We start from the raw sequence: 26,440 nt of genomic DNA, 5'->3' as shown, positions 1-26,440 counted from the left end.
GGATTCTCCCCCCCCCCCGCACCCGGAGTAAGTCTCCATCCGACACGGAATCTGTGTCGAAAGCCGTTTCCGACGGGTGCATTCGTGCCGGTTCCTGTCGTTGGGAGTGTGTCGGCTCACCTCCCGTCGTACCGTTGACCATGCACTTCGACGTGTCGTGGTCCGCTGCTGTCCGCCGACTGCCCTTTACTGCCGCGCTCACGATCGCGCTGGCGGTCGTGGGTGTCGCGACCGGTTCGCTCTGGGGCCGGGCGAACGACAAATCCTGGTACCACGAGGTGGCCTTCGGTCTCCCCGCCCTGCGTGAGGGTAAGTGGTGGACACCGATCAGCTCCGCCTTCGTCGAACCCGGGCCCTGGCTGTACGCGCTCGCGTTCGTCGTCATCATCGTCGGAATGGGTTGGGCCGAATGGCAACTCGGCACGGTGAGAGCCATCCTGGTGGGCATCGGCGGCCACCTCGTCGCATGCTTCCTGACCGTCGGCCTGCTGTGGCTGCTGTCCACCGAGGTCACGTCGTGGCAGTGGGCGGAGGAACTCGCCGAGTCACGGGGCACCGGTGTCGGTGCGCTGGTCGTGTCGGCGGTCGCGGTGGCCTCGGCGACGGTCCGGTCACCGTGGCGACTACGGGTTCGTGTGCTGATGGGTGCCGTCGTCGCGATCGCGTTCCTGTTCCAAGGGACACTCGCCTCCGTCGAATACGTTCTCGCAGCGGTGATCATGCTCGTGGTCGGGGAGAAGTTCTTCGCCACCAAGGAACGCGGTTACATGCCGCGCACCCGGCGCGAGGTCCGCATGCTGGGCTGCGCGGCGTTGCTGGTGATCGCGGCCGCGAACCTGATGGTCTTCCTGTTCCCCGGCGACGGCCCGCTGGGGCCGACCGATGCCGGCGACGACTCCGTGTTCACCATGCTCATCGGTCTGGTGATCAACGTCCTCATCGCCGACCAACTCCGCAGGGGCAAGCGGTGGGCCTGGTGGGTAGCGGTCGTCCTCGGCGCGTTGAACGTCGTGTTGACCGTCCTCACCGTGGTTCTCGTCATCTTCACCGATGTGTCCACCGAGGGCGCGGTGACGTTGGGAACGACGCTGCTGTGGGCGGTGTTGCTGGCCATCCTGATCCCCGGCCGCTTCGCCTTCGCCGTTCCATGGAGGGTGCGGCATGTGGGTACGCCGGGCGACGACCCCGACGCCGACCCGGTGGACCGGGTGAAGGCCCTTCTCCGCCAGCACGGGGGCGGCACGATGTCGTGGATGACGACCTGGCCCGGGAACTCCTACCAGTTCACGTCGCCGGATGACGACCCCACCGGTGAGTCGGTGGTGACGTACCAGAACCATGTCGGAACCTTTCTGGCCCTTGCGGATCCGGTGTGCGCCCCGGATCGTCGTCGGGATGCGGTGAACGCCTTCATCGAACTGGCCGAGCGTTCTGGAGCGACGCCGTGCTGGTTCTCGATCGGATCGTCGACGTCGGAGATCGTCACCGAACGCGGTTGGCTCAGCGTGCAGATCGCCGAGGACACGATCGTCGACCTGCCCGGGCTGGAGTTCAAGGGCAAGCCGTGGCAGCACGTGCGGTCCGCGTTGAACAAGGCCGGCAAGCAGGACATCACGATGCGCATGGTGACCCTGGCCGACGAATCCTTCGCGGTGCGGACCCAGGTCCGCGCCATCTCCGAGGAATGGGTGGGGGACAAGGGCTTACCCGAGATGGGCTTCACGCTCGGCAGCGTGGAGGAGGCGATGGACCCGGCGGTGCGCGTCGCGCTCGCAGTCGATCCCGACGGGAACGTCCACGGAGTGCTGTCATGGCTGCCGGTGTACGCCGCCGGCGGTGAGGTCGCGGGCTGGACGCTGGACATCATGCGTCGACGCACCGACGGTTTCGGCCCGGTGGTCGAGTACCTGATCGCCTCGTCGGCGGTGGCCTTCAAGGACGAGGGCGCGCAGTTCATCTCGCTGTCGGGCGCACCGCTCGCGCGCACCGAGGACTTCGATCCCGAGCCGCTCGACAAACTGCTCGACGCCCTCGGCGCGGCTCTGGAGCCCTACTATGGCTTTCGGTCGTTGCACACGTTCAAGAAGAAGTTCAACCCGCGCTACGAACCCGTCTACCTTGCGTTCCGCGACGAATCCGATCTTCCCCGAATCGGTCTGGCGGTCTCGCGCGCGTACCTGCCCGATGCGACGGCAGGCCAGTTGCTCAAGCTCGCCGCGTCAGGCAAGGAGGCCTGAGCGCTCACCGGTTCCGTTCATGCTCACCCGATTTCGGTGAGCGGGAACGGATGGTGTGAGCGAACCGCAGTCAGCTGCCGGTCGCAGATGGCTCCGAGTCGGCGGCGACGACCCGGTCCGGCCGTGTGTAGACGACCATCGACTCCCCGCGGGAGAACCCGATCAGCGTGATGCCGAGGTCGTCGGCGAGATCGGCGGCCAGTGATGACGGCGCCGACACCGCGCTCAACAGCGGGATGCCCGCCATCGCGGCCTTCTGCACGAGTTCGAAGCTCGCCCGGCCCGAGACCTGGAGAACGGTGCCGGTCAACGGGAGTCGGTCGGCGAGGACCGCCCAGCCGATGACCTTGTCGACGGCGTTGTGGCGTCCCACGTCCTCGCGGACGACGAGCAGCTCACCGTCGGCGTCGAAGAGTGCCGCTGCGTGCAGTCCACCGGTCTTGTCGAAGACTTCCTGCTCGGCGCGGAGACGGTCGGGAAGTCCCAGCAACGTGTCGACGTCGACCGTCAGCGTGTCGGTCGCCGGATCGTGGGCCGATGCGATGTGGACCGATTCGATGCTGTCCTTGCCGCAGACCCCGCAGGCGCTCGTCATGGTGTTACGGCGCGTGACACCAGGCGCCGGAGGCGGGACGTGGGCGGCCAGGGAGACGTCGACGACGTTGTAGGTGTTGGCGCCGGTCGAGTCGGTGCCCGCGCAATAGCGGGCGGTGGAGTAATCGCCACCTGCGGTGATGACGCCTTCGGAGACGAGGTACCCGGCCACGAGTTCGAAATCGCTGCCGGGGGTGCGCATGGTGACGCTCAGTTGCTGACCACCCACGCGGATCTCGAGGGGCTCCTCCACAGCAAGGGTGTCGGCGCGCTGCGTCGGCGCCGCATCGCGTCGGATGCGGGTGACACGGCGTCGTGCGGTTATTCGTCCCACCGTTCCGACCCTAGCCGTCGATTCCGGATGGTCGCCGCCAAGAACAGCTCAGACGTCGAGGATGAGGGTCACCGGTCCGTCGTTGACCAGACTCACCTGCATGTTCGCCCCGAATCGTCCGGTGGCGACGGTGGCCCCGGCCGCGCGCAGGGAGTCGGCGACCGCGTCGACGAGTGGTTCGGCCACCGGCCCCGGGGCGGCAGCGTTCCACGACGGCCGGCGTCCCTTGGCGGTGTTGGCGTACAGGGTGAACTGACTGATGACCAGGATCGGCGCGTCGATGTCGGCCGCAGCCTTCTCGGGACCCTCGTCGCCGTTGAAGATCCGCAGACGCCAGATCTTGTCGGCGAGCTTCGCGGCGTGATCAGGGCTGTCGTCGTGGGTGGCGCCGACGAGGGCGACGATGCCGGACCCGCCGGCCGGGATGTCGAGTTCGCCGACGACCTTCCCGTCGACGCTCACGCGGGCTTCACTGACTCGCTGGATGACGGCTCGCACCGACCCAGGATGCCAGGCCGGGTGGTCCGATACAGGAGCAGGTCGGGCGCTGGACCTACTTGATCTCGATGTCCCCGTCGAACTCGAACGGGGTCGCCGCAGGCTTGCATCCGCTGAAGGAATCGGTGGGTGCCGGACCGTTCACCCCGACCTTGCTCGGGTCGCCCTTCCGCACCGTGATCTGTACGGCGAGTGCGTCCTTCAACGGTGCCGGGATCAGATTCGGGTCGGTGGCGCTGATCGGATACACCAGCGACGCGGTGTCGCCGTCGGTGTGGATGCAGGTGATCGGACCCCTGACCGTGAACGGCAGCGGATTGTCGTCGTCACCGGCCAGCAGGGTCGCCTCGTAGGTACCGGTGCTCTTTCCTGTGTCGTCTGTGACGCCTTCGGCCTTGATCGCAAGGACGTCGAGGTCTGCGATCTCGAGTTCGCCCTCGATCGTCAGCGATTTCGTCTCCGCGGCATTCGCAGGGGCCGAGACCCCCAGAGTTGCGAACACTGCTGCGGCGGCCAGGGCCGAGATGCCGGTAGCGCGCGCTCGGAAACCCGTCATGACAATCTCCTTCCGTCGACGACGGTCGGGTACCCAGGGGCGGGCCCGGAAAACTACGCCGAAAACCGCCCTGAGCAGCGCTCCACAGACCGCCCGACGACACTGTGTCGCCGGTAGCGCCACAGGGGGTGCATCCCAGGGGAGCTTTTCAGCGCGGGCGCAGAGCGTCGGACAGTAGAGGTGGGTCAGCTGAGCGCAAAGGTGACCGTGACGGTGAAGGTGAGCTCCTGCTCGCCCGGTTCGATGGGTACGGGTGCCGCGGCGACGTCCCGCTCGAAGGAACCGGGGGAGGCGGGCTGCTCCCGACCGCTGGTCGTCTCCTTGATGGTCAGCACCTTGCCGAGGTCGTCGCCGGCGAGCGAGGCGTACTGCTCGGCGCGACCGCGGGCGTCGTCGAAGGCGGCCTTCCGGGCCTCCTCGAGGAGTTGCGAGTTGTCGTCGATGGCGAAGGAGACGTTGCTGATCCGGGTGTTGTCGCCGCCGGCGGTGGCCGCCGCGCTCAGGACCGTCGACGCCTTCGAGATGTCGCGGATCGTCACGCGGATGGAGTTGGTCGCGACGTAGCCGCTGATCTGGCTGCTGCCACCGGGGGCGGGGCTCGAGTACTGCGGGTTCACCGACACCTGCTGGGTGGCGACGTCCTTGCGTTCCACACCGGCGTCGACCACGGCGTCGGTCACCGCGCGCACCTTCTCGCTGGTCTCGTTCAGTGCGGTGGTCACGTCGCCGGCGGTCGACTCGACGCCGATGTCGGCGCGAAGAGTGTCGGGGACGCCGCTGACCTGACCCGAACCGACGACGGTGACCGATCGTTCCTGGTCGACGGCCGGGTCGCTCCCGCAGGCGGCGAGGGCCAGGGCGAGTGCGGATGCGACGACTGCCACCAGTCCTGCGCGTCGCACCATCGACGATGTCCTCGCAATCGGGCTCATCGGTCCACCGAGTCCCGCATCAGCAGGGCGAGCAGCCAGCCGACGACCGAGACGACGATCGCGCCGAAGATCGCCGACCAGAAGAAGTCGTCGACCTCGAGACCCCAGTGGGTGGTGTTCCGGGTGATCCACGCGGTGATCTCGAGCATCAGCGCATTGATCACGATGTGGATGAGCCCCAGCGTCAGGATGTAGAAGGGGATCGAGATGATCTGCACGATCGGCTTCACGAACGCGTTCAGGAGGCCGAAGATGATCGCCACGACCAGCGCGATCCCGATCTTCTCGGCGGTCGTCGACCCGCCCACGAACTCGATTCCCGGGACGATCAGCGTCGCCACCCACAACGCCACCGCGGTGCACACGGTGCGGACCAGAAAAGCCAGCATGCGCAACAGTCTGCCAGTACGGGCGTGCCGAAAAGGCGGACTGATGTCCGAGTCGGGCGGAATGCGGCGGCCGAGCAGCACGCATTTGGACTGTTCTCGCAGTTCGCGTAACATAGATCGTCGGTGCGTCTCGCGTGCCCGCATCCGCGTGTCATCACGTGGCGCGGAGCGCTCGCACCGGGTGCAGGTCCTCGCGGACCGGTGCCCACACACTAACGGACACACACTGATTCAACCGGGTCAATGTCGCGGCACCAACTCCGGTGTCGTGGAAACGGCCAGGATCGCGGAGGAAATGGCGAAGAAAGACGGGGCCATCGAGGTCGAGGGTCGAGTGATCGAACCCCTGCCCAATGCGATGTTTCGCATTGAGCTGGAGAACGGACACAAGGTTCTCGCCCACATCAGCGGCAAGATGCGGCAGCACTACATCCGCATCCTGCCCGAGGACCGGGTCGTCGTGGAACTCTCGCCCTACGACCTCGCTCGTGGGCGGATCGTGTACCGCTACAAGTAAGACTTTCCCGGCACTCCCGGGAGAAGACTTCCCGGACATCCGTCTGGGAGGAGACCGACACCCACGCGCACGGCCGGGTTCTGGCGTGCGCGCGGGCGAGCCGAGCAGGAGAGATTGACGTGAAGGTTCAGCCGAGCGTCAAGCCGATCTGCGAGAAGTGCAAAGTGATCCGCCGCAACGGCCGGGTCATGGTGATCTGCGAGAACCTGCGTCACAAGCAGCGTCAGGGCTGATCACGCGCACCCTCCGGGTCGCTTGAATCAGAACAACTGAAGACAGACAACTGAAGAACAGAAGACCTCTCAGCACCAGCGGCGACAGACGAGTCACCGCCTACCTCCGGATCAGAGGCCGGAGCCCGTGAGGTGTGGACACACGGTTCACACAGAGCTCGCGGGACGGACTGGGAGAAGACCTCTGGGAACCGAAAAGGAAATCCGCCACATGGCACGTGTTGCTGGTGTGGATCTCCCCCGCGAGAAGCGGCTGGAGATCGCACTGACCTACATCTACGGAGTTGGGCGTACCACCTCCAAGGAGATCCTGGCTGCCACCGGTCTGTCCGCAGACCTCCGCGCCAAGGATCTCACCGACGCAGACGTCGCAAAGCTGCGTGAGTACATCGAGGCCTCGGTGAAGGTCGAGGGTGACCTGCGACGCGAGGTGCAGGCCGATATCCGTCGCAAGATCGAGATCGGCTCCTACCAGGGTCTGCGCCACCGCCGTGGACTGCCCGTCCGTGGACAGCGCACCAAGACCAATGCCCGCACTCGTAAGGGCCCGAAGAAGACCATCGCCGGGAAGAAGAAGTAATGCCTCCGAAGTCACGTAGCGCAGGCCCCAAGAAGGGCACCCGCCGTCGCGATAAGAAGAACGTCCCGCACGGCCACGCACACATCAAGTCGACGTTCAACAACACCATCGTGTCGATCAGCGACCCCAGCGGAAACATCATCAGCTGGGCGTCGTCGGGCCACGTCGGTTTCAAGGGCTCGCGCAAGAGCACCCCGTTCGCGGCTCAGCTCGCGGCCGAGAACGCTGCGCGCAAGGCCCAGGAGCACGGCGTCAAGAAGGTCGACGTTTTCGTCAAGGGACCGGGTTCGGGTCGCGAGACCGCGATCCGCTCCCTGCAGGCAGCCGGCCTCGAGGTCGGCACCATTTCCGATGTCACCCCGCAGCCGCACAACGGTTGCCGTCCGCCCAAGCGGCGTCGGGTCTAGTCGGGAAAGGGAGGAACAGAGAAAATGGCTCGTTATACCGGCCCCGCAACAAAGAAGTCTCGTCGCCTTCGCGTCGACCTGATCGGTGGTGACGCCGCATTCGAGCGTCGCCCCTACCCGCCCGGCCAGCACGGCCGCTCGCGGATCAAGGAGAGCGAATACCTGCTCCAGCTGCAGGAGAAGCAGAAGGCGCGCTTCACCTACGGAGTGATGGAGAAGCAGTTCCGTCGCTACTTCGAGGAAGCCAACCGTCGTACCGGCAAGACCGGTGACGAACTGCTGAAGCTCCTCGAGACCCGTCTCGACAACGTCGTGTACCGCTCGGGCATCGCGCGGACCCGTCGTCAGGCTCGCCAGCTGGTCAGCCACGGCCACTTCACCGTCAACGGTGTGAAGGTCGACGTCCCCAGCTACCGCGTCAGCCAGTACGACATCATCGACGTCCGTCCGAAGTCGCTGCAGACCGTCCCGTTCCAGATCGCCAAGGAGCTCGTCGGCGATCGTCCGGTCCCGGGTTGGCTCCAGGTCGTGCCCTCGACCCTGCGCATCCTCGTGCACTCCGTGCCCGAGCGCGCTCAGATCGAGGTCCCGCTGCAGGAACAGCTCATCGTCGAGTTCTACTCCAAGTAGTCCTTCGAGCAAGACCAGCCCGACAGCTACCTGCTGTTCGGTTCACTTTCTAGGTCGTCATATAGCGGGCGGCCAAAGGAGAAAACGAAATGCTCATCTCACAGCGACCCACCCTCACCGAGGAAGTCATCGCCGAGAACCGGTCGAAGTTCGTCATCGAACCGCTCGAGCCGGGCTTCGGTTACACCCTCGGTAACTCGCTGCGTCGTACCCTGCTCAGCTCGATCCCGGGTGCTGCCATCACCAGCATCCGCATCGACGGTGTCCTCCACGAGTTCACCACCGTCCCCGGGGTCAAGGAAGACGTCACCGACATCATCCTGAACCTCAAGGGCCTCGTGGTCTCCTCGGACGAGGACGAGCCGGTCACCATGTACGTGCGCAAGCAGGGTCCGGGCACCGTCACCGGCGCCGACATCGTGCCCCCGGCCGGTGTCACCGTGCACAACCCCGATCTGCACATCGCAACCCTGAACGACAAGGGCAAGCTCGAGATCGAGCTCGTCGTCGAGCGGGGCCGCGGCTACGTGCCGGCCGTGCAGAACAAGGCGTCGGGTGCCGAGATCGGCCGTATCCCGGTCGACTCGATCTACTCGCCGGTGCTCAAGGTGACCTACAAGGTCGAGGCCACCCGTGTCGAGCAGCGCACCGACTTCGATCGGCTCGTGCTCGACGTGGAGACCAAGAACTCGATCAGCGCGCGTGACGCGCTGGCGTCGGCGGGCAAGACCCTGGTGGAGCTCTTCGGGCTCGCCCGGGAGCTCAACGTCGAGGCCGAGGGCATCGAGATCGGACCGTCTCCGGCGGAGGCCGACCACATCGCGTCGTTCAGCCTGCCGATCGAGGATCTGGAGCTGACCGTCCGTTCGTACAACTGCCTCAAGCGCGAGGGTGTTCACACCGTCGGCGAGCTGGTTGCCCGGACCGAGTCGGATCTGCTCGACATCCGCAACTTCGGCCAGAAGTCGATCGACGAGGTCAAGGTCAAGCTGCACGCGCTCGGTCTGTCCCTCAAGGACAGCCCGGCCAGCTTCGATCCGTCGCAGGTCGCCGGTTACGACCCCGCCACCGGTACGTGGTCGGAAGACGCGTCGTTCGACGCCGATTCCGGTGAGGATTTCGCCGAAACCGAACAGCTCTAGTCGCGTCGCCGCGGCAAGCTGTCACGCTCGCCCAAACCCTGACTTCCCGCTCGAGTGATCGGGAGTCCTCCTAGGAGAAGACAATGCCCAAGCCCACCAAGGGTGCCCGCCTCGGCGGGTCGGCCAGCCACCAGAAAGCGATGCTGGCGAACCTCGCCACCTCGCTCTTCGAGCACGGCCGCATCACCACCACCGAAGCGAAGGCCAAGCGCCTGCGCCCGTACGCGGAGAAGATCATCACCCACGCCAAGGCCGGCAAGCTGGCCAACCGCCGTGAGGTGCTGAAGGACATCCGCAACAAGGACGTCGTGCACACGCTGTTCGACGAGATCGGCCCGTTCTTCGCCGATCGCAACGGTGGCTACACCCGCATCATCAAGACGCTGCCGCGCAAGGGTGACAACGCCCCCATGGCCGTGATCGAGCTGGTTCGCGAGACCACCGCGTCGAGCGAGGCCTCTCGCGCGACCCGTGTCGCCGCCTCGAAGAAGGCCGCTGAGGAGAACGTGGTGGAGGCTGTTGAAGCCGACGCCACCGACGCCGAGGTCGCCAACGCCGACGCCGTCGCCGAGGCTGTCGACGACGAGTCGACCGCCGCCACCGCCGTCGAGGCGGAAGAGGCCGACGCAGAAGACGACAAGAAGTAGTCGACTGAGTCGAGAACTGCTGACCGAACCCGTCGGCCCGGATTCCGGTGCCGGCGGGTTCTGTCGTCTGCGCTTCGACCTCGGTTACGACGGCACCGATTTCGCCGGGTGGGCACGGCAGATCGGGCAGCGCAGCGTGTGCGAGGAACTCGAGACCCGGTTGTCGACGATCCTGCGGGTGCCGGTACGGCTGACGGTGGCAGGCCGGACCGACGCCGGGGTCCACGCGACGGGGCAGGTTGCGCATGCCGTCGTCCCGAGGTCGGCGCTGGAGACCCGGTCGATCTCCGGGGACCCGTCGACGCTGGTCGGTCGGCTGGCGAAGATGTGCCCGGACGACATCCGGGTGAAAGAGGTCCGGGTGGTCCCGGACGTATTCGATGCGCGATTCTCCGCGCTACGCCGCCACTACCGTTACCGGCTCGACGACTCGCGGTGGGGACCGGAACCGGTGGTGGCCCGCACGACTGCGACGTGGCGTCGCCCGCTCGACGTCGACGCGATGAACGCCGCATCGTCGGAGCTGTTGGGATTGAACGACTTCGCCGCGTTCTGTCGCCGGCGGGAGGGCGCGACGACGATCCGCGACCTGCAGCGTTTCTCGTGGACCCGTGACGCGGACGGTGTGCTCGTCGGCGAGGTCAGCGCGGACGCATTCTGCTGGTCGATGGTGCGGTCGTTGGTGGGTGCGGTCGCCAGCGTCGGCGACGGTCGGCGGAGCGTCGACTGGTGCCGTGCGCTGCTCGCGGAGAAGACGCGCAGCCCGCAGGTGCCGGTGGCCGAGGCCAGGGGACTGTGTCTGGTCGGCGTCGACTATCCCGCCGACGACGAACTCGCCGCCCGCAACACGGTGACCCGCGACGTGCGCGGGTCCACCGGTTGCTGCGGCGGCTAGTTCCCGAGCTTGAGGCCGTTCTTGTCGCGGACACTCCCGGTCAGCATCATGATGCCGTCGACGAGCGCCCAGATCGCGACACCGAAGATCAGCACGAAGCCGATGAGGAAGATCGCGGTGATGTAGCCGATGATCGTCAGGCCGAGCTGGATACCGCCGATGGTGTTGTCGCCGATGTAAAACCGGCCGACGCCGAGCGTGCCCAGGAAGATCTGCAACAGACCCGCCACGATTTTCGACTTGTCCGACAGCGGCTCGCCGGTCGCCGGGTCGCGGCCGTACGGCGCGGTCGGGTCGGGCGCTCCGGGATATCCGTATCCGGCCGGTGCGCCGTACTGGGGTGCACCGTACTGAGGTGAGCCGTACTGAGGTGAGCCGTACTGGGGTGCACCGTACTGGGGTGAGCCGTACTGTCCGGCCCCGTACTGCTGTCCGGCCCCGTACTGAGGCGGGGTGCCGTACTGCTGCTGGTTGTCGTACCCCTGCGATGCGCCGTCGGCTGACCCGTAGGACGGAGGTGTGTATCCCGCGTTCGGATCGGTGCCGTAGGCGGGGGTGCCCGGCGGCGAGGTGTCCTCGGCCGGGGGCTTCTTGACGAAGTCGAACGGCTTGTCGCCGGGGTTCTCCGGGCTGGTCATCGGTCGGTCCTCCTCGGTGGGTCCTGCGTGGTGTCGTCGTGGGGGTGGGGCGGGGTCGTGTGGTCAGGCCATCGCGGCAAGGGTGCGGGCATAGTTGACGCGACCCGAGACGTCACCCATCGTGACCGGCGAATACGCCGGGATGTTGGTGACGTGCATGAAGCCGCCCGCGCCGCGCACGGTCACCTGGATGTATCCGGTGGTTCTGCGTTCCTTCATCAGCAGGAACAGCAGGCTGAGAAAGCACACCATGAAGAACCCCACGATGGCCAGTACCAGACCCGTCTGTGACATCCGTTCGGTCGACACGGACATGTCGGTGACTATCCACTGGGTGCCGGCGATCGGGCAGGTGCCCGACGGCGTGATGACGTGGTTCTGGGTGCACGTGATGTCGCCGATGACAACGAGGGGCTGCTCGGGGACCGGTGCGGCGCCGTGCTGATACGGTGCCGGATTCGGTTGTGGCGCACCGTACCCGGGCACGGCGAAACCCGGACTCGAGTCGTACTCGGAAGGTTGATGGCCGAACGGCGTCGTGCCGTTCCCGTCCCCCGGATAGGTCATGGACTCATCGTGGCACAGACCTGTGACGCACCGACGGCGATGCGCGTGCTCAGGTCGCGTTGCGCTCGTCCTCGAAGGCTCCCATGACGATGTCGAGGGTGTCCTCGTCGTCGATGAAGTCCTGCGGGTGCGCGCCCTCGGACAGCAGATGCCGCCAGTTCAGCGGGTCGAACACGATGGGGTCGTGCCGCGACAGGAAGTCGATGACCACCCGGCAGAATCGTTCCGGGTCGTCGCGAAAGGGGAAATGCCCGGCGCCGGAGAAGGTTTCGAGCTCCGAGTGCGGGATCGCCGAGTGGGCGAGCTCGGCGTGGTGATAGGGGATGACGATGTCCTCGTCGCCCCAGATCAGCAGGACCGGGAGTCGTTCGGTGAGATAACAGCGGTCGAGCATGGTGACCGATTGTCCGCGCCAGTCGACGACGGCTCGCAACGTCCGCAGGAACGCCGCGCAGGCGGTCGGGTCGGCGAGATCACCGAGGACGCGCATGAGGTCCTCGTGGTCGGCCAGAAGGCGTTTCGGTGGTGCGGTCACCGAGGCGAACGGAAGTACCGGGACGGCGGCGACGGCCTTGGCCGCGACGCGCAGTCCGGGCACGACGCCCGGGATCCGCAGCGCGGACAGGGCCTGGTGCACGACGGGCAGCGAGATGAGGCGCAGGGCCGGATTGACCTCCCGCGTCACACCGCCCGCCGCGACGAGGACGAGGCGCTCGACGAAACGGGGGAACTGGTAGCAGAACTGCATGGCCACGCCACCGCCGAGCGAGTGGCCGACGACGGTGACCTTGGTGTGGCCCAGAACGACCAGCAGGTCGCGCATGCCGTTGGCGAAGGCGGGAACCGAGTAGTCGGCGCGCGGCTTGTCGGAGCGGCCGTGACCGAGGAGGTCCGGCGCGATGACCGTGTAGTGCTGCGCCAGGATCGGGATGACCTCGTCCCACGTCGACGAGTTGTCGCCGATCCCGTGGATGAGCAGGAGCGCCGGACCGCTGCCGGCGATCCGGTAGGCGCGGCGGTAACCGTGGATCGTGTGGTACTCGATGCGGACGTCGGTGTCCGAGACGGGCCGCAGGGCCGGAGCCGGCGGCTTCGACGGACCGGGGGTCTTCGACGGCATTGTGGTTCCCCCTTTTGCTCGAGGTGTGCTGCTCACGGTCGAGTAAACCCCACCTGAACGGAGTTCGCGCGTCGGCGGTCGGGTGGGACGGATGACCAGGCCGGTTGCTCGTGGGGATGCCCCTGCGGCCGGTGGGGTCGTTCGGTCGGAACACCGCTCTCACCTGCACGAACCGTTTACTGTGGGGCCTGATGAATCCGTTCGACGTCGAGTCCTTCGTGACCACCGGTGGCCTGATCGGTCTGTGCTTGCTCGTCTTCGTCGAGACCGGGTTGTTGTTCGGCGTGATCTTCCCCGGGGACTCGCTCCTGTTCACCGCCGGTGTGTTCGCGGCGCAGCCGGACCCGTTCGCACCGGTCTGGCTGGTGGTCCCGCTGGTGGCGCTCGCCGCGATCGCCGGGGACCAGTGTGGCTACCTCATCGGTCGGCGTCTGGGCCGAAGCGTCGTCGAGGGTCGGATGATGCAGCGCATCGGACCCCAGTACGTGGCGAGGACCAACGCCTTCTTCGACCGTTTCGGGCCGTTGACGGTCTTCTTCGGCAGGTTCATCGGCATCGTCCGAACGTTGGTACCCCTCACCGCGGGTTTCAGCGGGATGTCCTACCGCGCGTTCACGTTCTTCAGCGTCCTGGGGAGCTTCGCGTGGGCGGGCGGGATCATCGTGGCCGGCTACCTGCTCGGCAACGTGCCGATCGTCCGCGACAACATCGAGGTACTGATCATCGCCTCGGTGCTCACGGTGGTGGTGCCGATGGCCCTCCAAGCTGCGCGACGCTGGCGGGCGTCGAGACGCCGGCAGGGTGAGGCGGCAGCGGTGGACGCGACCCTGCCGGAGAATCAGGTCCCGCCGGAAGCACGCTGAGACGGCGGTCTACCCGAGGTACGGCTCTTCACGCGGCAGCGTGGTGCCCGAGAAGTCGTCGGCGATCGTTGCCGCGAGTTCGACGAACGACCGCTTGGCGGCCTTCGACATCAGCTCGAGGTCGACGTCGGCGCCCTCGGCGAGATGGTCGTCGAACGGGATCTTGTGCACCGCGCGGCACCTGGTGAGGAAGTGCTGACCGAGCTGATCGGTGTCGATGGTCGACGACCCCGGACGCGACGAGCTCAGCACGACGACGGCCCGCGACACGAGGTGCCCGAAGCCGTGGGCCTCGAGCCAGTCCAGGGTGGCGCCGGCACTGCGCGCGCCGTCGAGCGCCGGCGAGCTGACCAGGATGATCGTGTTCGCGAGGTCGAGCACGCCGTTCATCGCCGAGTGGCTCAGGCCGGTGCCGCAGTCGGTGATGATGATGTTGTAGAACCGCTGGAGGATGGTGACGACCCCGCGGTACTCGTCCTCGTTGAACGCCTCGGCCATCGCCGGATCACGTTCGGAAGCAAGGACTTCCAGGCGACTCGGGGCCTGCGACGTGTGGGCGCGGACGTCGGAGTAGCGGTAGACGTTCTGGTCGGCGAGCAGGTCGCGGACCGTCGAGCGTGTCTGTTGCGGGATGCGCTGCGCGAGCGTGCCGAGGTCGGGGTTGGCGTCGACGGCGATCACCCGGTCGCCGCGCAGGGACGCGAAGGTCGAGCCGAGGCCGACGGTGGTCGTGGTCTTGCCGACACCGCCCTTGAGCGACAGGACCGCGATGCGGTAATCGCCGCGCACGGGTCGGTTCACACGTTCGAGCAGCTGCTGATAGGCGATGTCGCCCTGCGACTCACCGGGATTGATGGCACCGGCCGACAAGGTGTGGACGGCGCGTCGCCAGCCGCGGCTCGGAGCGCGCCGGGCCTTGCGGATCAGTGCGACCTCGTCCAGCGACGGGCCACCCATCGGCGGGCCGTAGCCTCCGGGCGCCTGCTGAGGCGCATACGCAGGTGCGGGTCCGGTGCCCGGGCCGAACTGTCCCGGTGGCATCGGTCCGTTCCCTCCCGGTGGACCGGCGGGATGTGCGGGGCCCGGAGCCCCGGGCTGCGGGAACGGCGGCGGCTGGTGACCCGCCGGCGGGGTTGCCTGGTCGTATGGGGGCACCGGTCCCGGCTCGAAGGGCGGCCCGGCGAGCGGCGCCTGGAAGTCCGGTCCCGGCGTCGGAGGCGGGCCGGGGAAACGGGCGGGCTCCGGTGCCGGCGGGGTGCGGCGACCGACGGGGTCGTGCGGCCATGTCTCGACACCGGGGCCGACCTGATCGGTCGCAGCTTCCTTGGGCGGGCGCGGTGTATCGGGGCGCGGGGATGAAACGGGATTCGACGGCGCGGGGCCGGGCGCCGGCGGGAAGTCGGCCTTTCGGCCGTCGTCGGCGGGAGTTCGAGGCGGCTGCGGAGGCGGCGTCGGCTCCTGCGGAGGCGGGGCGAACTGCAGCCACGGGGGTGGTGCCGGCGCGTCCGCGCCGTTGGGCGTCGTCGAGTTCTCGTGCGTCATCGGGGAATCCTCTGGTCTTGCGGCCGGGCCGACCTGGCGCGAGCCGTGGTCTGTGCGCGAACGTGATCGGCGGCAGCATGCGAGGATCGATGAGGCATCGATCCTCGTGCGTCTGCTTGCACTCTGACCGACTCCGGCAGCGTCGACGGCAGTCTACCGAAGGGTATGAGAGGATCTCGGACGAGATCCACAGTTCATCTCACACTCTCGCTTCGACATACCGAATTCGACGTGTGGTGGTGTTGATCGAGTTGTGGCAGGATCAGGCACTTGAACCTCAGGTGCGAGGCGGGGCGGCACCGTGATCGTGGTCAGTCGACGACGCGGTGAACCGGCATCTGGGGGAGGCGGTTTCATCGAACGGGAATTCGATGGAACCGGGAGGGACCCCGTCTGCGTCTAAATCGACGTGAAGGGGGGTTCGGCTTCGATGAGCTACACCGAAGAGACGGCGGCGCGTTCCGATGATGCGCGCGACGACGATCCGTGGGCCGTCGTCCATCAGTTGTCGCAAGCGCGTTCGCGGTCGGGTGGTCTCGCCGTCCGGACGACGGCCCAGGGCCTGCCGGTGGCCGTGCACATCGCCTCCACCGAACTCGACAAGCATCCGGAACTGCTGGCCGCCGACATCCTGCGCCTCTGTAGGCAGTCCGCGATGTCGGCCGGAATCCGCCTGCGGGAGAACCTGCTTGCGGCCGGGGTGGATCGGGATCTCGTCAACGAGATGAAGCTGCCGCAACCCGAGGACCTGGCTGCGGCCGAAGAGCGCGACGACGAGGAAGCCGACGCCACGGCGTCGTGGTTGCGCCGATGAGCTGGGCGATGGACGAACTCGAGGCACGTGCGGCCCGTCAGCTCGACGGCCTGCGGTCCTTCCAGGAGAGCCTCGAGGCGATCACGGTGACGGTCACCTCGGCCGACGGCCTGGTGACGGTCGAGGTGGACGCCAAGGGGGCGTTGGTAGACCTGCGGCTGGCGCACGGCGCGAACGAACTCGGCGCCACCCGGCTCGGTGAACAGATCGTGGCGACGTCGGCCCTTGCCGCACAACGGGTCTACGCGCGGGTGGCAGCGGTGACCGAGGACTTCAACGAATCATTCGGCGACATGCTCGGCGCGCGTCCGGCGGGTGAATGACGTGAACCGGCCAACAGACGGTCGATCGACAGGACTTGCACTCACGAGGGGGTTGCGATGACGAACGTGAAAGTGACATCCGAAGCGCTCGAAGGCTTCGCGGCGACGAATGCGGCGATGGCCTCGGCCATCGGAACGGCCGGGTCGATCGACGCCGCGGCCAACACGGCCGCGATGGTCCCGGTGTTCGGCCTCATCGGGCAGGAGTTCCTCGCGTCGTTCATCTTCGCGCAGGCCAACCATCTGATGTCCGTCGGGCAGCTCGCCGCGGTACACGCCGCGACCGCCGCCTCCACCGTCGCGGGTCTCGCCGAATACGAGGGCACCGATGCCGCGACCGCCGCGGCGATCCGTTCGGTGCTGTGAACCCGATCCCTCCGATGCCAGGCCCGTTGCCCGGCGTCCCGGATGTGCCTGCACTCAGTCATATGACCGTGCAGGAGATGATCGACGCGAGTCCGCTGGGGCCGATCCTCGATCGCACGGTCGCCGATGTGCTCGGGGGCCTCGGGCTACCGCCGCTGCCGGTACTTCCGCCGTTGCCGCCGATGCCCGGTTTGCCGCCGATACAGCCGCCCGACCTCAGCATGTTCATCAAACCGATCACCGACCTGCTGGGTGGCTTCGGCACCGGTGACCTGAGCGGCGCCGGCTTCGACCCGACGATCATCTTCGACAGCCTCACCAAGGTGCTCGAGACGTCGATGACGATGGGGCAGAGCGCACTCAAGCTCGCCGATCAACTGTGGGCGGGTCAGGGTGCGGCCGGAGCGGCCACCAAAACCGCCGAGGCCGGTACCAACAGCACCGCGCTGGCCGCGCAGGGGTCCGGGATCTCGATCGACACCAAGACAGCGACCGCCATCGTCGCCAAGGGGCTGGCCGTGGTCCAGGGCATCGTCGCGGCGACGGTCGCCAAGCTCTCGGCTCTGGTGCCGGTCATCATGAGCCCGGCGATCGCGGTCGGTCTCAGTACCGCAGCCGTCGTCGCCGGGGCCGGGCTGGAACTGGCCACCGCGGCGGTCGCCGTGACCCGGGCCGAATTGCTCGCCCCCACTACCGCGATGACCGCCAACGGTGCGCCGGTCGCGATCACCGGCGCGCCGACCGCGGGTGCGGGGCAGTCGCCGTTCACCCTGGCGAGCTCGGTTCTCGACGTCGTCTCCCCGGCGGTGTCCACGGCCGCCGAACTGCCGTCCACGCTCATGCAGCCGATCAGCAAGATGCTCAGCGTCAACCCGGATTCGGCGATCGTCGCCCCCGCCGGGAGCCCGCTCGCCAAGGCCAAGGGGGCCGGAGGCGGCGGCGGAGGTGGAGGCGGCGGCGGTGGTGGCGGCGTCGGCGGGATCGGCGGCATGATGACGCCGTTGAGTGCCTCCCGACCGACCGTGCCGACCGGTTTCGGCGTCGGCGAGCCGGCCATGGGATCGTCGGCGGCTCCGCGTGTCTCGACCACACCCGCGGCGATGCCGATGGGCGGCGCCCCGATGGGTGCAGCCGGCGCCGGTGCCCGCGGGGCGGGCGCCTCCGAAGGCCAGCACAGCGTGCCCGACTACCTGGTGACCGAAGACAACGGGCGTGCGGTGGTCGGTGACGACCCCGAGGTCGCGCCTGCGGTCATCGGACACGACGAGGCGGCCGAGGCCGATCCGGGTCCTGATATCGAACTACGGCTGGGTGTGCCCGGTCTGACACGAAACGAGGAAGCATGAGCAACGCGCAACTCCGCGTCGAACCCGCCGAGCTGATGTCGGCGGCAGTCGATCTCGACAAGATCGCGGACCGCCTCGAGATGGCGCTCACCGGTGCGGGGCCGAAGCTCACCGTCGACGCCCAGGGACGCGACGAGGTGTCGACCGCAACCGCGGCCAGCTTCACGAAGGTGGCTCGGGACTTCGAGAAGGACTCGGCCACAGGTGTTCTCGAGCTCCGCAAGATCGCTGCCCTGCTACGGGCACAGGCCGCCGGCTTCATCGAGGGCGAGGCCGAGGCGGCCGCGGCCTTCAAGCTCCAGGTGTAGGCCACAGAACCGGCCGCTGCCGCAGCTGCGGCAGCGCTCGGATACCGCATCAGACTCGTCGTCCAGCAGAGGGGAGGGACCATGACCAGCACGACCGGAGCCGGCTTCACCGGCGTCAACTGGGACTCACGTACCAGTGAACAACTGGCGGCCGACCTCGGCGCCGGGCCGGGTCCTGCGCCCCTGGCGGAAGCGGGAGCCGCGTGGGCGGCGCTCGCGACCGAGATCGGCGAAGCCGGGATCGAGTACGCGGCGGTCCTCGGACGGCTGGGCGTGCACTGGCAGTCCGCCCACACCAGTGCGGCGTTCGAGAAGCTCACGAAGCTCGCGCCGTGGTTCGCCGAGACCGCCGCCGAGGCGGCCGAGAACGCCATCCGTGCCGAGGCGCAGGCCGCGGCCACCACCGTCGCGCGTCTCAACATGCCCAATCTCGCAGAGGTCGAGGTGGTGGAGAAGTTCCACGAGATCGCCACCACCGCAACAGCTGTCGCCCCGATCATCGCGGGCGCCGCGGCCGAGGCCGAACGTGCGATGGCCCAGCAGCGGATGCGTGCCGCCCGCGTCATGCAGACGTACGAGAACGCGACGGAGCCCGTGGGTAAACCGTGGCCGTCCTCCCGTCGAGCCCCCGACCTGGTGTCCGGAGAGGCGCTCGCGTCGGAGGAGGCCGCCGCGGCCCGTGCCGCCGCGCCACCCGCGGTCACGCCTCCGATGACTCCGGCGATGCCGCCGATGACGGGTGGGATGCCCGGGGTGTATGCGCCGCCCGCCGAAAAGCTTCGGTACGCACCGACTGTCGTGGCGAGTGCGGGATCGTCGGCCGCCACACCGATTGCAGCGCAAGCGAGTTCGACCCCCACACCGGGCCCCGGTGTGCCGCCACCGGTCGCACCCGGGATGGCTGCGGCCGCCGATCGTGGCGCCACGATCCGCGGTGTCGCCGTCGAATCCGAGGCGGTGCCTACCGACGACGGCCTGGCCCGGGCGTCGGACAGTCTCGACACCCCGTTGACCTGGGCTGACGTCGAGACCTCAGATCGTCCTGCGGCCCACTACGTCTCGGCGTCGGACGCCGAATCGCCGAAGGTCGATCCGCGGTACCTGTCGGAGACGCTGTTGCTCGGGAACCCGGGGGACCGCCCATGTTGAGGACAACCCACGACGCCCCCGTCGCGCTCGACGCGGCCGTGCTTCGGCGACTCGGCGACCGCTTTGGCGTGCAGACCTGGCCGGTGGTCCTCGACATGCCCGTCGGCGCCGCGGACGAGACCGCCCAGCGTCTGTCCGACCGGGAGAACGATGCGGCCATCGCCGCCCTCGACCTGGTGGACCACGACGAGCCCGTCCCGTGGCTGGCCACCGTGCTCCGCGCCCTGTCGCGGCCCGAACGCGAGATCGAGATGCGTAGCTTCACCGAGACCGGTGTGCGACGAATCTGCCTGGCTCGCAGTGGGTACGAGCACGTCCTGGCCGAGCGTGTGGGTGATCGCCTCGATCTGGCCGTCGTCGAGATCGCCGACCTCGACGCCGTGGCCGACCTCCTGCGCTCCCGGTTCGACGACGCCACCCCGTGCGAGTTCACGTCGTTCTCGGTTCCCACCGACGAACTGGTCGACGGTCTCGGCCGTAGCGGCTCGGCCACCGAGATCACCGACGCGTTGTACACGCTCGGCGCACCGCTGTCCGATGCCGTCGTCATCTCCTCGGCATTCGCGTCCTGCCGGGTGCGCACCGAGATCGTCGCCTCGGCAAACGAGGACGGACGATTCTCTCGATCTTCTGGGGCCCTGGCCGTTTTCGACACCGCCAGGGGGCGGATCGTGTCGAGCCCCAGCAAGTCTCCGGACGGTCGGGTGTGGACCACCCTCTCACCGGGTTCGGGTCATCGGATCGCGCAGGCCGTACGCCTGCTGATCGAGACCCTCCCGGACGGGACGTGGTCGACATGATCGGGGTCGGGGGATCTCGCGGTCCATACCGCCGTGGGAAACAACTGTCAGCGGTATCTGTGTCACGGATACCAACGGGGGCATCGCCAAACGGTGCCGTTACACAGGAGGAGAACTCATGCTGAATCTGCCCGGAGCAGGCGGCGCCGGAGTGAAGGTCGATGTCGCGGAGGGCCAGGCCACCGCTGCGGCGGTCGGCGGGATCGTCGCGGACATGAAGGAGACGATCGGGGTGATCCAGAAGCACGCTGCGAACACCACCCCGACGTGGCAGGGCAAGGCGGGTGCCGCGTTCGACGGCACGCACACCGACTGGAACAAGGAAGCCAACACGCTCAACCAGCTTCTCGATCAGATCAAGGCGCAGATGACCAACGGCTTCGCCGGTTACGAAGACCAGGACTCGGCTGCCGCCGGGCACTTCGGCGTCTGACCTTCCCACCCTCTTCGAAAGGCATTCTCATGACCATCAATTACGACTTCGCGGCACTGGGCGACCTGAGCAGTGGGCTCGGTCGCGCCTTCCAGCAGCTCGACGACCAGAACACGCAGCTGAAGAACCAGGTCGCCGCACTCGACGGCAACTGGAATTCGGCGCAGGCGAAGGCCGCGTACCTCGAGGCGCAGGCGAACTTCGACCGTGCCTTCGCGCAGTCGCGCGAGCGTCTCATGGCGCTGCAGAACGGCGTCACCAACGCCAGCCGCACCATGTCCGACACCGATTCCTCCATCGCGAGCGGCTTCCGTTCGCTCGCTTGAGTGGGTCGATTCGACGGGGACTCCGCGGTCACACGCTGGGGTCCCCGTCGTCGTCTGTCCGGATGACTCGGTGTCCGCCGGCGAGCGTTTCGACAGGCCGACGACAACCTCCGCGGGCGAGGGGATGAGTGCGATAGCGTCGCACCTGACAGTCCCCGTGGCGCCCGTACCCGGCGGACTCAGCGCTCGATGAGGAGGTAGCAGTGACGTCTGCGAAAGCCGCCGGAGAGGGCCGGGAGACCTTCACCCGGAACTCCGGATTCATCTTCGCCGCGATCGGATCCGCGGTGGGGCTCGGCAACATCTGGCGCTTCCCCGGCGTCGCCTACGAGAGCGGTGGTGGGGCCTTCCTCATCCCGTACCTCGTCGCGCTGCTGACCGCGGGAATCCCGGTACTGTTCCTCGACTATGCGGTCGGCCATCGCTTCCGTGGGACCGCGCCGCTGTCGTTCCGGCGGATCAAGAAACCGGTCGAGGCGCTCGGCTGGTTCCAGACCGGCCTGCTGTTCGTCATCGGCGTCTACTACGCAGCGGTCATCGCGTGGGCGCTCAGCTACTTCTTCTTCTCCTTCAACCAGAGCTGGGGCGATGATCCGGCCGGCTTCTTCACCGGCGAGTACCTGAAGGTCGGTGATCCGGGTGTCTCCACGACGATCGTCGGCGGAGTCGCGCTGCCCCTGATCGTGGTGTGGCTCGCGGTCCTCGCTGTGCTGCTGCTCGGTGTCGCGAACGGCATCGAGAAGGTCAACATCGTTTTCATCCCGCTGCTGTTCATCGGGTTCGCCGGACTGGTGATCCGCGCGGTCACGCTGCCCGGTGCCGTCGACGGCCTCAACGCTCTGTTCACCCCGAAGTGGGCGGCGCTGAAAGACCTCGACGTATGGATCGCGGCGTACAGCCAGATCTTCTTCTCGCTCTCGATCGCGTTCGGCATCATGATCGCCTACGCCTCGTTCCAGCGGCGTAAGGCCAACATGACCAGTTCCGGTCTCGTCGTGGCGTTCGCCAACTCCTCGTTCGAGATCCTCGCCGGCATCGGCGTGTTCTCCGCCCTCGGTTTCCTCGCCTACCAGCAGCAGATCGCGGTGTCGGATCTGGAAGGCCTCACCGGACCGATCCTGTCGTTCGTGACGTTCCCGGCGGTGATCTCGGAGATGCCCGGCGCGGCGTTCTTCGGCGCACTGTTCTTCGGCTCGCTGGTGGTCGCCGGCTTCACCTCGCTGATCTCGCTGATGATCGGCGTCTCCGCAGGCATCCAGGAGAAGTGGGGACTCTCGCGGACCAAGGCGGCGGTCGGTGTGTCGGTGGTGTGCGGTCTCATCTCGCTCGGGCTGTTCTCCACCACCTCGGGGCTCATCGCCCTCGACACCGTCGACATGTTCGCCAACAACGTCGGGGTGGTCTCCTCGGCCATCCTGATGACCATCATCATGATCTGGGTGCTGCGCCGCGGCGACATGTTGCGTCACCATCTCAATGCGGTGTCGACGTTCAAGGTGGGCAGGATCTGGCTGGCCCTCGTCGGCGTGGTAGCACCGATCTTCCTGACGATCATGCTCGTCCAGAAGGTGTGGTCGGTGATCGACGAAGGCTACGAGGGATACCCGACCTGGTACATCACCGTATTCGGCTGGGGCACCATCGCGCTGCTCGTCGTTGCTGCCGTGGGCCTGTCCCTGCCGTCGTGGAAGGGGCGCGACAACCCCGACTTCCTGCCATGGCCACCTCTTCCCGAAGGTGTTCGCGGCGCCGGCCCCAAGACCAGCAAGGAGACCGTCTGATGAGTGGGATCGCCATCGTCATGCTCCTCATCTCCATCGGAATCGTGTGGGGAGGGTTGGTCGCGAGCGTCATCTACCTGAACCGCCGCCCCGAGGTCGAAGGGCTTCTCGAGGACCCCGACCTCGCCCGCGACGACACGGAACGGGCGTCGCAGCCGCACCCGACCCGCGACACCTGACCGGCGGCGGGAGTAGGGCCCGGCACCTGACCATGGGCTCGGCGGGCGTGGTCCGATAGCCTGGATCGAACGCACAATCGCTGCACACGCAGCGCACGAAGCGAACGACAAGGGGATCAGATGACGACTGCTCAGGACGAGCTGAAGGCCGACAGCCGCAACGGGATCGACTACAAGGTGGCCGATTTGTCCCTGGCGGACTTCGGCCGCAAGGAGATCGAGCTCGCCGAGCACGAGATGCCCGGACTCATGGAACTGCGTCGCGAGAACGCAGATGTTCTGCCGCTCAAGGGTGCTCGCATTTCCGGATCGCTGCACATGACCGTTCAGACCGCGGTGCTGATCGAGACTCTCGTCGCGCTCGGCGCCGAGGTCCGCTGGGCGTCGTGCAACATCTTCTCGACCCAGGATCACGCGGCTGCGGCCGTCGTCGTGGGTCCGCACGGCACCCCGGACGAGCCCAAGGGCGTCCCGGTCTTCGCCTGGAAGGGCGAGACCCTCGAGGAGTACTGGTGGGCCGCCGAGCAGATGCTGACCTGGCCCGAGGCGGACAAGCCGGCCAACATGATCCTCGACGACGGCGGCGACGCCACCATGCTGGTTCTGCGCGGTGCCGAGTTCGAGAAGGCCGGCGTCGTGCCGCCCACCGAGGACGACCACGCGGCCGAGTACAAGGTCTTCCTCGAGCTGCTCCGCAAGCGCTTCGAGACCGACAAGAACAAGTGGACCACCATCGCCGAGTCGGTCCAGGGTGTCACCGAGGAGACCACCACCGGCGTGCTGCGGCTCTACCAGTTCGCCGCTGCCGGTGAGCTGGCGTTCCCCGCGATCAACGTCAACGACTCGGTCACCAAGTCCAAGTTCGACAACAAGTACGGCACCCGCCACTCGCTGATCGACGGGATCAACCGGGGCACCGACGTTCTCATCGGTGGCAAGAAGGTTCTGATCTGCGGGTACGGCGACGTCGGCAAGGGCTGCGCGGAGTCGCTGGCCGGTCAGGGCGCCCGCGTCCAGGTCACCGAGATCGACCCGATCAACGCGTTGCAGGCCCTCATGGACGGCTACGACGTGGTCACCGTCGAGGACGCGATCGGCAACGCCGACATCGTGATCACCTCGACCGGCAACCTGGGCATCATCACCCTCGACCACATGCGTCAGATGAAGCACCAGGCGATCCTGGGCAACATCGGCCACTTCGACAACGAGATCGACATGGCCGGCCTCGAGCGTTCGGGTGCCAAGCGCATCACCGTCAAGCCGCAGGTCGACCAGTGGATCTTCGAGAACGGCAAGTCGATCATCGTGCTGAGCGAGGGTCGCCTGCTCAACCTCGGCAACGCGACCGGCCACCCGTCGTTCGTGATGAGCAACAGCTTCTCGAACCAGGTCATCGCCCAGATCGAGCTGTGGACCAAGAACGACGAGTACGACAACGAGGTCTACCGCCTGCCCAAGCACCTCGACGAGAAGGTCGCGCGCATCCACGTCGAGGCGCTCGGCGGCAAGCTGACCAAGCTCACCAAGGAGCAGGCCGAGTACATCGGCGTCGACGTCGAGGGCCCGTACAAGCCGGAGCACTACCGCTACTGAGGTAACCCGCTCACGCAAACCCACCCTTTTTCGGCAGATCCACCACCCTCGCTGGGGGTGGAAATGCCGAAAAAGGGTGGGTTTGCGGCGTTTTGGGGTCAGGCCCCGATGTCGGGTTCGGCGTCAGGGCAATAGATCCACGAGCCGCGTTCCTTCAGGAACCGTTCCTTGGATTTCTCGGATTCGGTTCGGCGGCTGCCCTTTTCGAGATGGGACACGACCTCGGATTGGGCGACGTTGCCGTCGAAGACCGTGTCGAGGAAGCCGTCGAGCACGATCAGGCCGTCCTCGGTGGGCGGTGGACCGGTGATGCGCTCCCGCGATTGGCTGCAGACCGCGGCCTTCATACGTACGACGTCGCGGGCGTTGCGTGCCGCCACGTAGTTCTGCAGAGCCGCACGGATCTGGGAAAGCGCTGCGTAGTCGGCGGATTCGGGGTCGGGGCTCGTCGACCCGCCCGGGGTGGTACTCGACGAGGTGCTCGAACCGCTTGCGACAGCGGACTCCTCCGGTCCGGAGGACATCACGACCAGCGTGACGACGAGGGCCGCCAAGACGATGACCGCGACACCGCCGGTGATCCAGGCGATGATCGCGCCGGTGTTCCGCTTGGGTGGCGGGGGACCGTAGGGTCCGCCGGGAGGGCCTCCGTAGCCGCCGCTCGGTGCGTACGGCCCGGGTCCGTGGACGCCGTGGGGCGGCGGGGCTCCGTACGGACCGTAGGCGGGTCGCGGCTGCGACGCGGGCGGGAACTGTCCTGGGAACGGCTGCTGCCCACCGGGGCCGGGCCCCTGGGGGTACCCGGGCCGACCGGGCCCCAACGGTGGCGGTGGGCCACCGGGTGGTGGCGGCTGATAGGTCATTCGACCCCCTCCCCAGTCATTGATCCAGGCTAGCGAAGAGCGTTGGCAACGGCAGAGCCCGGTCGCCGGGGTGGCGTGCGTCCGAATGACCCCCTCAGGGGACTCGCGGTCCCACGGACCGATCGGGCGTCAGCGGGTCAGGAGGTCGGCCAGTGCGGCGACGTCCTCGCCGTCGTATCGGTGCCACGGGGACGTCCATTGGGCCTCGGCGAGTTGGCGGTAGACGGCGTCGACGCGGCGCTGGAGGTCGCTGTCGCGTTCGTAGGCGTCGCGTGCCCGGCTGGCGTCGGCGGCGGCCCGGCTCTCGGCCCGCTGCATGGCCACCTCGGCGGGAACACCGAGCAGGACGTGGCGGTCGGGGACGGGCATGCCGAACCGCCCGAACTCGAGGTCGGCAACCCATCGCACGACCTCGCCGTCGGCGTCCTGTTCGAGCCGCCCGGCGTTGTAGGCGGCGTTCGACGCGACGTAGCGGTCGAGGATGACGATGTCGCTGGTCTCGGTCGCCGCAGCGATGTCCGCTGCCGCGCCGGCCCGGTCGAGGGCGAACAGAAGTGCCATGGCGTACACGCTGTCCCGGAGGTCGCCGTGCGCACCGTGCAATGCCTCCGAGGCGATGTCGGCGGTCGCCGACTGCCCGTAGCGCGGGAAGGTGAACGTCGCGACCTGAAGACCCGACGCCGTCCAGCGCTCGACCAGGCCGGTCACCAACGTGTTCTTGCCGGCGCCGTCGAGCCCCTCTACCGCAATCAACTGACCCACGCGCAGGAGTCTATGGCGTGGGACGAATCCGGCCAGAACGTCCACCTCCGGCGCGTCATTCACCACGCTTTCA

The 26,440-nt window shown here is 67.4% G+C and carries 33 protein-coding genes; 22 read left to right on the top strand and 11 right to left on the bottom strand.

What is annotated here, in order from left to right; genetic code table 11:
* The first annotated feature begins 140 nt into the window (after positions 1-140).
* Positions 141-2,237, top strand: coding sequence for a bifunctional lysylphosphatidylglycerol flippase/synthetase MprF (locus tag GONAM_RS11865; protein WP_006867005.1), 2,097 nt, complete (start codon positions 141-143; stop codon positions 2,235-2,237).
* Between the two features lie 70 nt (positions 2,238-2,307).
* Here the strand turns inward: GONAM_RS11865 and fdhD are convergent, their stop codons facing one another.
* The 5 genes from fdhD to GONAM_RS11840 form a co-directional block, all read right to left on the bottom strand.
* The gene (fdhD, locus tag GONAM_RS11860; RefSeq protein ID WP_006867004.1) at positions 2,308-3,165 is read right to left on the bottom strand and encodes a formate dehydrogenase accessory sulfurtransferase FdhD; all 858 of its coding nucleotides are present in this window, start codon (positions 3,163-3,165) and stop codon (positions 2,308-2,310) included.
* A 48-nt stretch (positions 3,166-3,213) separates the two neighbouring features.
* Positions 3,214-3,663, bottom strand: coding sequence for a D-aminoacyl-tRNA deacylase (gene dtd / locus GONAM_RS11855; protein ID WP_006867003.1), 450 nt, complete (start codon positions 3,661-3,663; stop codon positions 3,214-3,216).
* Between the two features lie 55 nt (positions 3,664-3,718).
* Positions 3,719-4,219 (bottom strand): hypothetical protein, encoded by a 501-nt coding sequence (locus GONAM_RS11850; RefSeq protein WP_006867002.1) that lies wholly within the window; start codon positions 4,217-4,219, stop codon positions 3,719-3,721.
* 185 nt (positions 4,220-4,404) lie between these two features.
* A complete protein-coding gene (locus GONAM_RS11845; RefSeq protein WP_006867001.1) occupies positions 4,405-5,124 on the bottom strand; it encodes an SIMPL domain-containing protein in 720 nt (239 codons plus the stop codon).
* A 23-nt stretch (positions 5,125-5,147) separates the two neighbouring features.
* Complete coding sequence (locus GONAM_RS11840) at positions 5,148-5,540, bottom strand: phage holin family protein (protein ID WP_040536201.1); 393 nt, start codon at positions 5,538-5,540, stop codon at positions 5,148-5,150.
* Positions 5,541-5,835: 295 nt separating this feature from the next.
* On the opposite strand from GONAM_RS11840, the gene infA reads away from it, so the two are divergent.
* From infA to truA, 8 genes are all read left to right on the top strand, one after another.
* Entirely contained in the window at positions 5,836-6,057 is a 222-nt protein-coding gene (infA, locus tag GONAM_RS11835; protein ID WP_004023539.1) for a translation initiation factor IF-1, read from the top strand.
* A 119-nt stretch (positions 6,058-6,176) separates the two neighbouring features.
* Positions 6,177-6,290, top strand: a complete 114-nt coding sequence (gene rpmJ, locus GONAM_RS11830) for a 50S ribosomal protein L36 (RefSeq protein ID WP_005207978.1) — start codon at positions 6,177-6,179, stop codon at positions 6,288-6,290.
* A 211-nt stretch (positions 6,291-6,501) separates the two neighbouring features.
* Positions 6,502-6,870, top strand: coding sequence for a 30S ribosomal protein S13 (gene rpsM, locus GONAM_RS11825; RefSeq protein ID WP_006866998.1), 369 nt, complete (start codon positions 6,502-6,504; stop codon positions 6,868-6,870).
* Positions 6,870-7,277 (top strand): 30S ribosomal protein S11, encoded by a 408-nt coding sequence (gene rpsK / locus GONAM_RS11820; RefSeq protein ID WP_004023536.1) that lies wholly within the window; start codon positions 6,870-6,872, stop codon positions 7,275-7,277. Before rpsM ends, rpsK begins: the two co-directional genes overlap by 1 nt.
* Before the next feature lie 24 nt (positions 7,278-7,301).
* Positions 7,302-7,907, top strand: coding sequence for a 30S ribosomal protein S4 (gene rpsD, locus GONAM_RS11815; RefSeq protein ID WP_005197585.1), 606 nt, complete (start codon positions 7,302-7,304; stop codon positions 7,905-7,907).
* Positions 7,908-7,996: 89 nt separating this feature from the next.
* Complete coding sequence (locus GONAM_RS11810; RefSeq protein ID WP_005197582.1) at positions 7,997-9,049, top strand: DNA-directed RNA polymerase subunit alpha; 1,053 nt, start codon at positions 7,997-7,999, stop codon at positions 9,047-9,049.
* A gap of 83 nt (positions 9,050-9,132) precedes the next feature.
* Entirely contained in the window at positions 9,133-9,696 is a 564-nt protein-coding gene (gene rplQ, locus GONAM_RS11805) for a 50S ribosomal protein L17 (protein ID WP_006866997.1), read from the top strand.
* Positions 9,623-10,591 (top strand): tRNA pseudouridine(38-40) synthase TruA, encoded by a 969-nt coding sequence (gene truA, locus GONAM_RS11800; RefSeq protein WP_439644544.1) that lies wholly within the window; start codon positions 9,623-9,625, stop codon positions 10,589-10,591. The genes rplQ and truA overlap by 74 nt, the downstream gene beginning before the upstream one ends.
* Here truA and GONAM_RS11795 read toward each other — a convergent pair.
* The 3 genes from GONAM_RS11795 to GONAM_RS11785 all read right to left on the bottom strand — a co-directional run bounded on the left by GONAM_RS11795 (position 10,588) and on the right by GONAM_RS11785 (position 12,916).
* The gene (locus GONAM_RS11795) at positions 10,588-11,229 is read right to left on the bottom strand and encodes a TM2 domain-containing protein (protein ID WP_006866995.1); all 642 of its coding nucleotides are present in this window, start codon (positions 11,227-11,229) and stop codon (positions 10,588-10,590) included. The genes truA and GONAM_RS11795 overlap by 4 nt on opposite strands.
* A gap of 63 nt (positions 11,230-11,292) precedes the next feature.
* The gene (locus GONAM_RS11790; protein ID WP_006866994.1) at positions 11,293-11,796 is read right to left on the bottom strand and encodes a hypothetical protein; all 504 of its coding nucleotides are present in this window, start codon (positions 11,794-11,796) and stop codon (positions 11,293-11,295) included.
* Positions 11,797-11,845: 49 nt separating this feature from the next.
* The gene (locus GONAM_RS11785) at positions 11,846-12,916 is read right to left on the bottom strand and encodes an alpha/beta fold hydrolase (RefSeq protein ID WP_006866993.1); all 1,071 of its coding nucleotides are present in this window, start codon (positions 12,914-12,916) and stop codon (positions 11,846-11,848) included.
* Between the two features lie 191 nt (positions 12,917-13,107).
* Here GONAM_RS11785 and GONAM_RS11780 point away from each other — a divergent pair, with 191 nt between their 5' ends.
* A complete protein-coding gene (locus GONAM_RS11780) occupies positions 13,108-13,779 on the top strand; it encodes a DedA family protein (RefSeq protein WP_040536241.1) in 672 nt (223 codons plus the stop codon).
* Between the two features lie 9 nt (positions 13,780-13,788).
* Here GONAM_RS11780 and GONAM_RS11775 read toward each other — a convergent pair whose 3' ends face one another.
* A complete protein-coding gene (locus GONAM_RS11775; protein WP_006866991.1) occupies positions 13,789-15,321 on the bottom strand; it encodes a MinD/ParA family ATP-binding protein in 1,533 nt (510 codons plus the stop codon).
* A gap of 430 nt (positions 15,322-15,751) precedes the next feature.
* On the opposite strand from GONAM_RS11775, the gene GONAM_RS11770 reads away from it, so the two are divergent.
* From GONAM_RS11770 to ahcY, 12 genes are all read left to right on the top strand, one after another.
* Complete coding sequence (locus GONAM_RS11770) at positions 15,752-16,135, top strand: hypothetical protein (RefSeq protein ID WP_006866990.1); 384 nt, start codon at positions 15,752-15,754, stop codon at positions 16,133-16,135.
* Between the two features lie 8 nt (positions 16,136-16,143).
* Complete coding sequence (locus tag GONAM_RS11765) at positions 16,144-16,458, top strand: YbaB/EbfC family nucleoid-associated protein (protein WP_040536238.1); 315 nt, start codon at positions 16,144-16,146, stop codon at positions 16,456-16,458.
* Positions 16,459-16,515: 57 nt separating this feature from the next.
* Positions 16,516-16,824 (top strand): type VII secretion target, encoded by a 309-nt coding sequence (locus tag GONAM_RS11760; protein WP_006360169.1) that lies wholly within the window; start codon positions 16,516-16,518, stop codon positions 16,822-16,824.
* Positions 16,821-18,170, top strand: coding sequence for a hypothetical protein (locus GONAM_RS11755; RefSeq protein ID WP_083876417.1), 1,350 nt, complete (start codon positions 16,821-16,823; stop codon positions 18,168-18,170). Before GONAM_RS11760 ends, GONAM_RS11755 begins: the two co-directional genes overlap by 4 nt.
* On the top strand, positions 18,167-18,478 hold the full coding sequence (locus GONAM_RS11750) for a PE family protein (RefSeq protein ID WP_006866987.1): 312 nt from the start codon (positions 18,167-18,169) through the stop codon (positions 18,476-18,478). The genes GONAM_RS11755 and GONAM_RS11750 overlap by 4 nt, the downstream gene beginning before the upstream one ends.
* Before the next feature lie 81 nt (positions 18,479-18,559).
* The gene (locus GONAM_RS11745) at positions 18,560-19,627 is read left to right on the top strand and encodes a PPE domain-containing protein (RefSeq protein WP_006866986.1); all 1,068 of its coding nucleotides are present in this window, start codon (positions 18,560-18,562) and stop codon (positions 19,625-19,627) included.
* Positions 19,621-20,427: an ESX secretion-associated protein EspG gene (locus GONAM_RS11740; RefSeq protein WP_006866985.1), complete on the top strand. Its 807-nt coding sequence runs from the start codon at positions 19,621-19,623 to the stop codon at positions 20,425-20,427. Before GONAM_RS11745 ends, GONAM_RS11740 begins: the two co-directional genes overlap by 7 nt.
* 118 nt (positions 20,428-20,545) lie before the next feature.
* A complete protein-coding gene (locus tag GONAM_RS11735; protein ID WP_006360164.1) occupies positions 20,546-20,860 on the top strand; it encodes a WXG100 family type VII secretion target in 315 nt (104 codons plus the stop codon).
* 29 nt (positions 20,861-20,889) lie between these two features.
* Positions 20,890-21,186, top strand: a complete 297-nt coding sequence (locus tag GONAM_RS11730) for a WXG100 family type VII secretion target (RefSeq protein ID WP_005197550.1) — start codon at positions 20,890-20,892, stop codon at positions 21,184-21,186.
* A gap of 203 nt (positions 21,187-21,389) precedes the next feature.
* The gene (locus tag GONAM_RS11725) at positions 21,390-22,967 is read left to right on the top strand and encodes a sodium-dependent transporter (RefSeq protein ID WP_006866984.1); all 1,578 of its coding nucleotides are present in this window, start codon (positions 21,390-21,392) and stop codon (positions 22,965-22,967) included.
* Positions 22,967-23,146 carry a methionine/alanine import family NSS transporter small subunit gene (locus GONAM_RS11720; RefSeq protein ID WP_006866983.1) on the top strand — a complete coding sequence of 60 codons (180 nt, stop codon included), beginning with the start codon at positions 22,967-22,969 and terminating at the stop codon, positions 23,144-23,146. The genes GONAM_RS11725 and GONAM_RS11720 overlap by 1 nt, the downstream gene beginning before the upstream one ends.
* Before the next feature lie 120 nt (positions 23,147-23,266).
* On the top strand, positions 23,267-24,742 hold the full coding sequence (ahcY, locus tag GONAM_RS11715) for an adenosylhomocysteinase (RefSeq protein WP_006866982.1): 1,476 nt from the start codon (positions 23,267-23,269) through the stop codon (positions 24,740-24,742).
* A gap of 98 nt (positions 24,743-24,840) precedes the next feature.
* Here ahcY and GONAM_RS11710 read toward each other — a convergent pair whose 3' ends face one another.
* Both GONAM_RS11710 and GONAM_RS11705 read right to left on the bottom strand, forming a co-directional pair.
* The gene (locus tag GONAM_RS11710) at positions 24,841-25,605 is read right to left on the bottom strand and encodes a hypothetical protein (protein WP_006866981.1); all 765 of its coding nucleotides are present in this window, start codon (positions 25,603-25,605) and stop codon (positions 24,841-24,843) included.
* Positions 25,606-25,734: 129 nt separating this feature from the next.
* Positions 25,735-26,367, bottom strand: coding sequence for a dTMP kinase (locus tag GONAM_RS11705; protein WP_040536235.1), 633 nt, complete (start codon positions 26,365-26,367; stop codon positions 25,735-25,737).
* Between the last annotated feature and the right edge of the window lie 73 nt (positions 26,368-26,440).

It is taken from the genome of Gordonia namibiensis NBRC 108229, from assembly GCF_000298235.1.
In the GTDB taxonomy this organism is placed as follows: domain Bacteria; phylum Actinomycetota; class Actinomycetes; order Mycobacteriales; family Mycobacteriaceae; genus Gordonia; species Gordonia namibiensis.
This window is presented reverse-complemented; position numbering and strand designations above follow the sequence as displayed.

Excerpts from the sequence above, each read along its gene's own strand:
- GONAM_RS11865 (WP_006867005.1), top strand. The coding sequence starts at position 141 with ATGCACTTCGACGTGTCGTGGTCCGCTGCTGTCCGCCGACTGCCCTTT.
- GONAM_RS11850 (WP_006867002.1), bottom strand. The coding sequence starts at position 4,219 with ATGACGGGTTTCCGAGCGCGCGCTACCGGCATCTCGGCCCTGGCCGCC.
- GONAM_RS11845 (WP_006867001.1), bottom strand. The coding sequence starts at position 5,124 with ATGGTGCGACGCGCAGGACTGGTGGCAGTCGTCGCATCCGCACTCGCC.
- GONAM_RS11840 (WP_040536201.1), bottom strand. The coding sequence starts at position 5,540 with ATGCTGGCTTTTCTGGTCCGCACCGTGTGCACCGCGGTGGCGTTGTGG.
- infA (WP_004023539.1), top strand. The coding sequence starts at position 5,836 with ATGGCGAAGAAAGACGGGGCCATCGAGGTCGAGGGTCGAGTGATCGAA.
- rpsM (WP_006866998.1), top strand. The coding sequence starts at position 6,502 with ATGGCACGTGTTGCTGGTGTGGATCTCCCCCGCGAGAAGCGGCTGGAG.
- rpsK (WP_004023536.1), top strand. The coding sequence starts at position 6,870 with ATGCCTCCGAAGTCACGTAGCGCAGGCCCCAAGAAGGGCACCCGCCGT.
- rpsD (WP_005197585.1), top strand. The coding sequence starts at position 7,302 with ATGGCTCGTTATACCGGCCCCGCAACAAAGAAGTCTCGTCGCCTTCGC.
- GONAM_RS11810 (WP_005197582.1), top strand. The coding sequence starts at position 7,997 with ATGCTCATCTCACAGCGACCCACCCTCACCGAGGAAGTCATCGCCGAG.
- rplQ (WP_006866997.1), top strand. The coding sequence starts at position 9,133 with ATGCCCAAGCCCACCAAGGGTGCCCGCCTCGGCGGGTCGGCCAGCCAC.
- GONAM_RS11795 (WP_006866995.1), bottom strand. The coding sequence starts at position 11,229 with ATGACCAGCCCGGAGAACCCCGGCGACAAGCCGTTCGACTTCGTCAAG.
- GONAM_RS11790 (WP_006866994.1), bottom strand. The coding sequence starts at position 11,796 with ATGACCTATCCGGGGGACGGGAACGGCACGACGCCGTTCGGCCATCAA.
- GONAM_RS11785 (WP_006866993.1), bottom strand. The coding sequence starts at position 12,916 with ATGCCGTCGAAGACCCCCGGTCCGTCGAAGCCGCCGGCTCCGGCCCTG.
- GONAM_RS11780 (WP_040536241.1), top strand. The coding sequence starts at position 13,108 with ATGAATCCGTTCGACGTCGAGTCCTTCGTGACCACCGGTGGCCTGATC.
- GONAM_RS11775 (WP_006866991.1), bottom strand. The coding sequence starts at position 15,321 with ATGACGCACGAGAACTCGACGACGCCCAACGGCGCGGACGCGCCGGCA.
- GONAM_RS11770 (WP_006866990.1), top strand. The coding sequence starts at position 15,752 with ATGAGCTACACCGAAGAGACGGCGGCGCGTTCCGATGATGCGCGCGAC.
- GONAM_RS11765 (WP_040536238.1), top strand. The coding sequence starts at position 16,144 with ATGGACGAACTCGAGGCACGTGCGGCCCGTCAGCTCGACGGCCTGCGG.
- GONAM_RS11760 (WP_006360169.1), top strand. The coding sequence starts at position 16,516 with ATGACGAACGTGAAAGTGACATCCGAAGCGCTCGAAGGCTTCGCGGCG.
- GONAM_RS11750 (WP_006866987.1), top strand. The coding sequence starts at position 18,167 with ATGAGCAACGCGCAACTCCGCGTCGAACCCGCCGAGCTGATGTCGGCG.
- GONAM_RS11745 (WP_006866986.1), top strand. The coding sequence starts at position 18,560 with ATGACCAGCACGACCGGAGCCGGCTTCACCGGCGTCAACTGGGACTCA.
- GONAM_RS11740 (WP_006866985.1), top strand. The coding sequence starts at position 19,621 with ATGTTGAGGACAACCCACGACGCCCCCGTCGCGCTCGACGCGGCCGTG.
- GONAM_RS11735 (WP_006360164.1), top strand. The coding sequence starts at position 20,546 with ATGCTGAATCTGCCCGGAGCAGGCGGCGCCGGAGTGAAGGTCGATGTC.
- GONAM_RS11730 (WP_005197550.1), top strand. The coding sequence starts at position 20,890 with ATGACCATCAATTACGACTTCGCGGCACTGGGCGACCTGAGCAGTGGG.
- GONAM_RS11720 (WP_006866983.1), top strand. The coding sequence starts at position 22,967 with ATGAGTGGGATCGCCATCGTCATGCTCCTCATCTCCATCGGAATCGTG.
- ahcY (WP_006866982.1), top strand. The coding sequence starts at position 23,267 with ATGACGACTGCTCAGGACGAGCTGAAGGCCGACAGCCGCAACGGGATC.
- GONAM_RS11710 (WP_006866981.1), bottom strand. The coding sequence starts at position 25,605 with ATGACCTATCAGCCGCCACCACCCGGTGGCCCACCGCCACCGTTGGGG.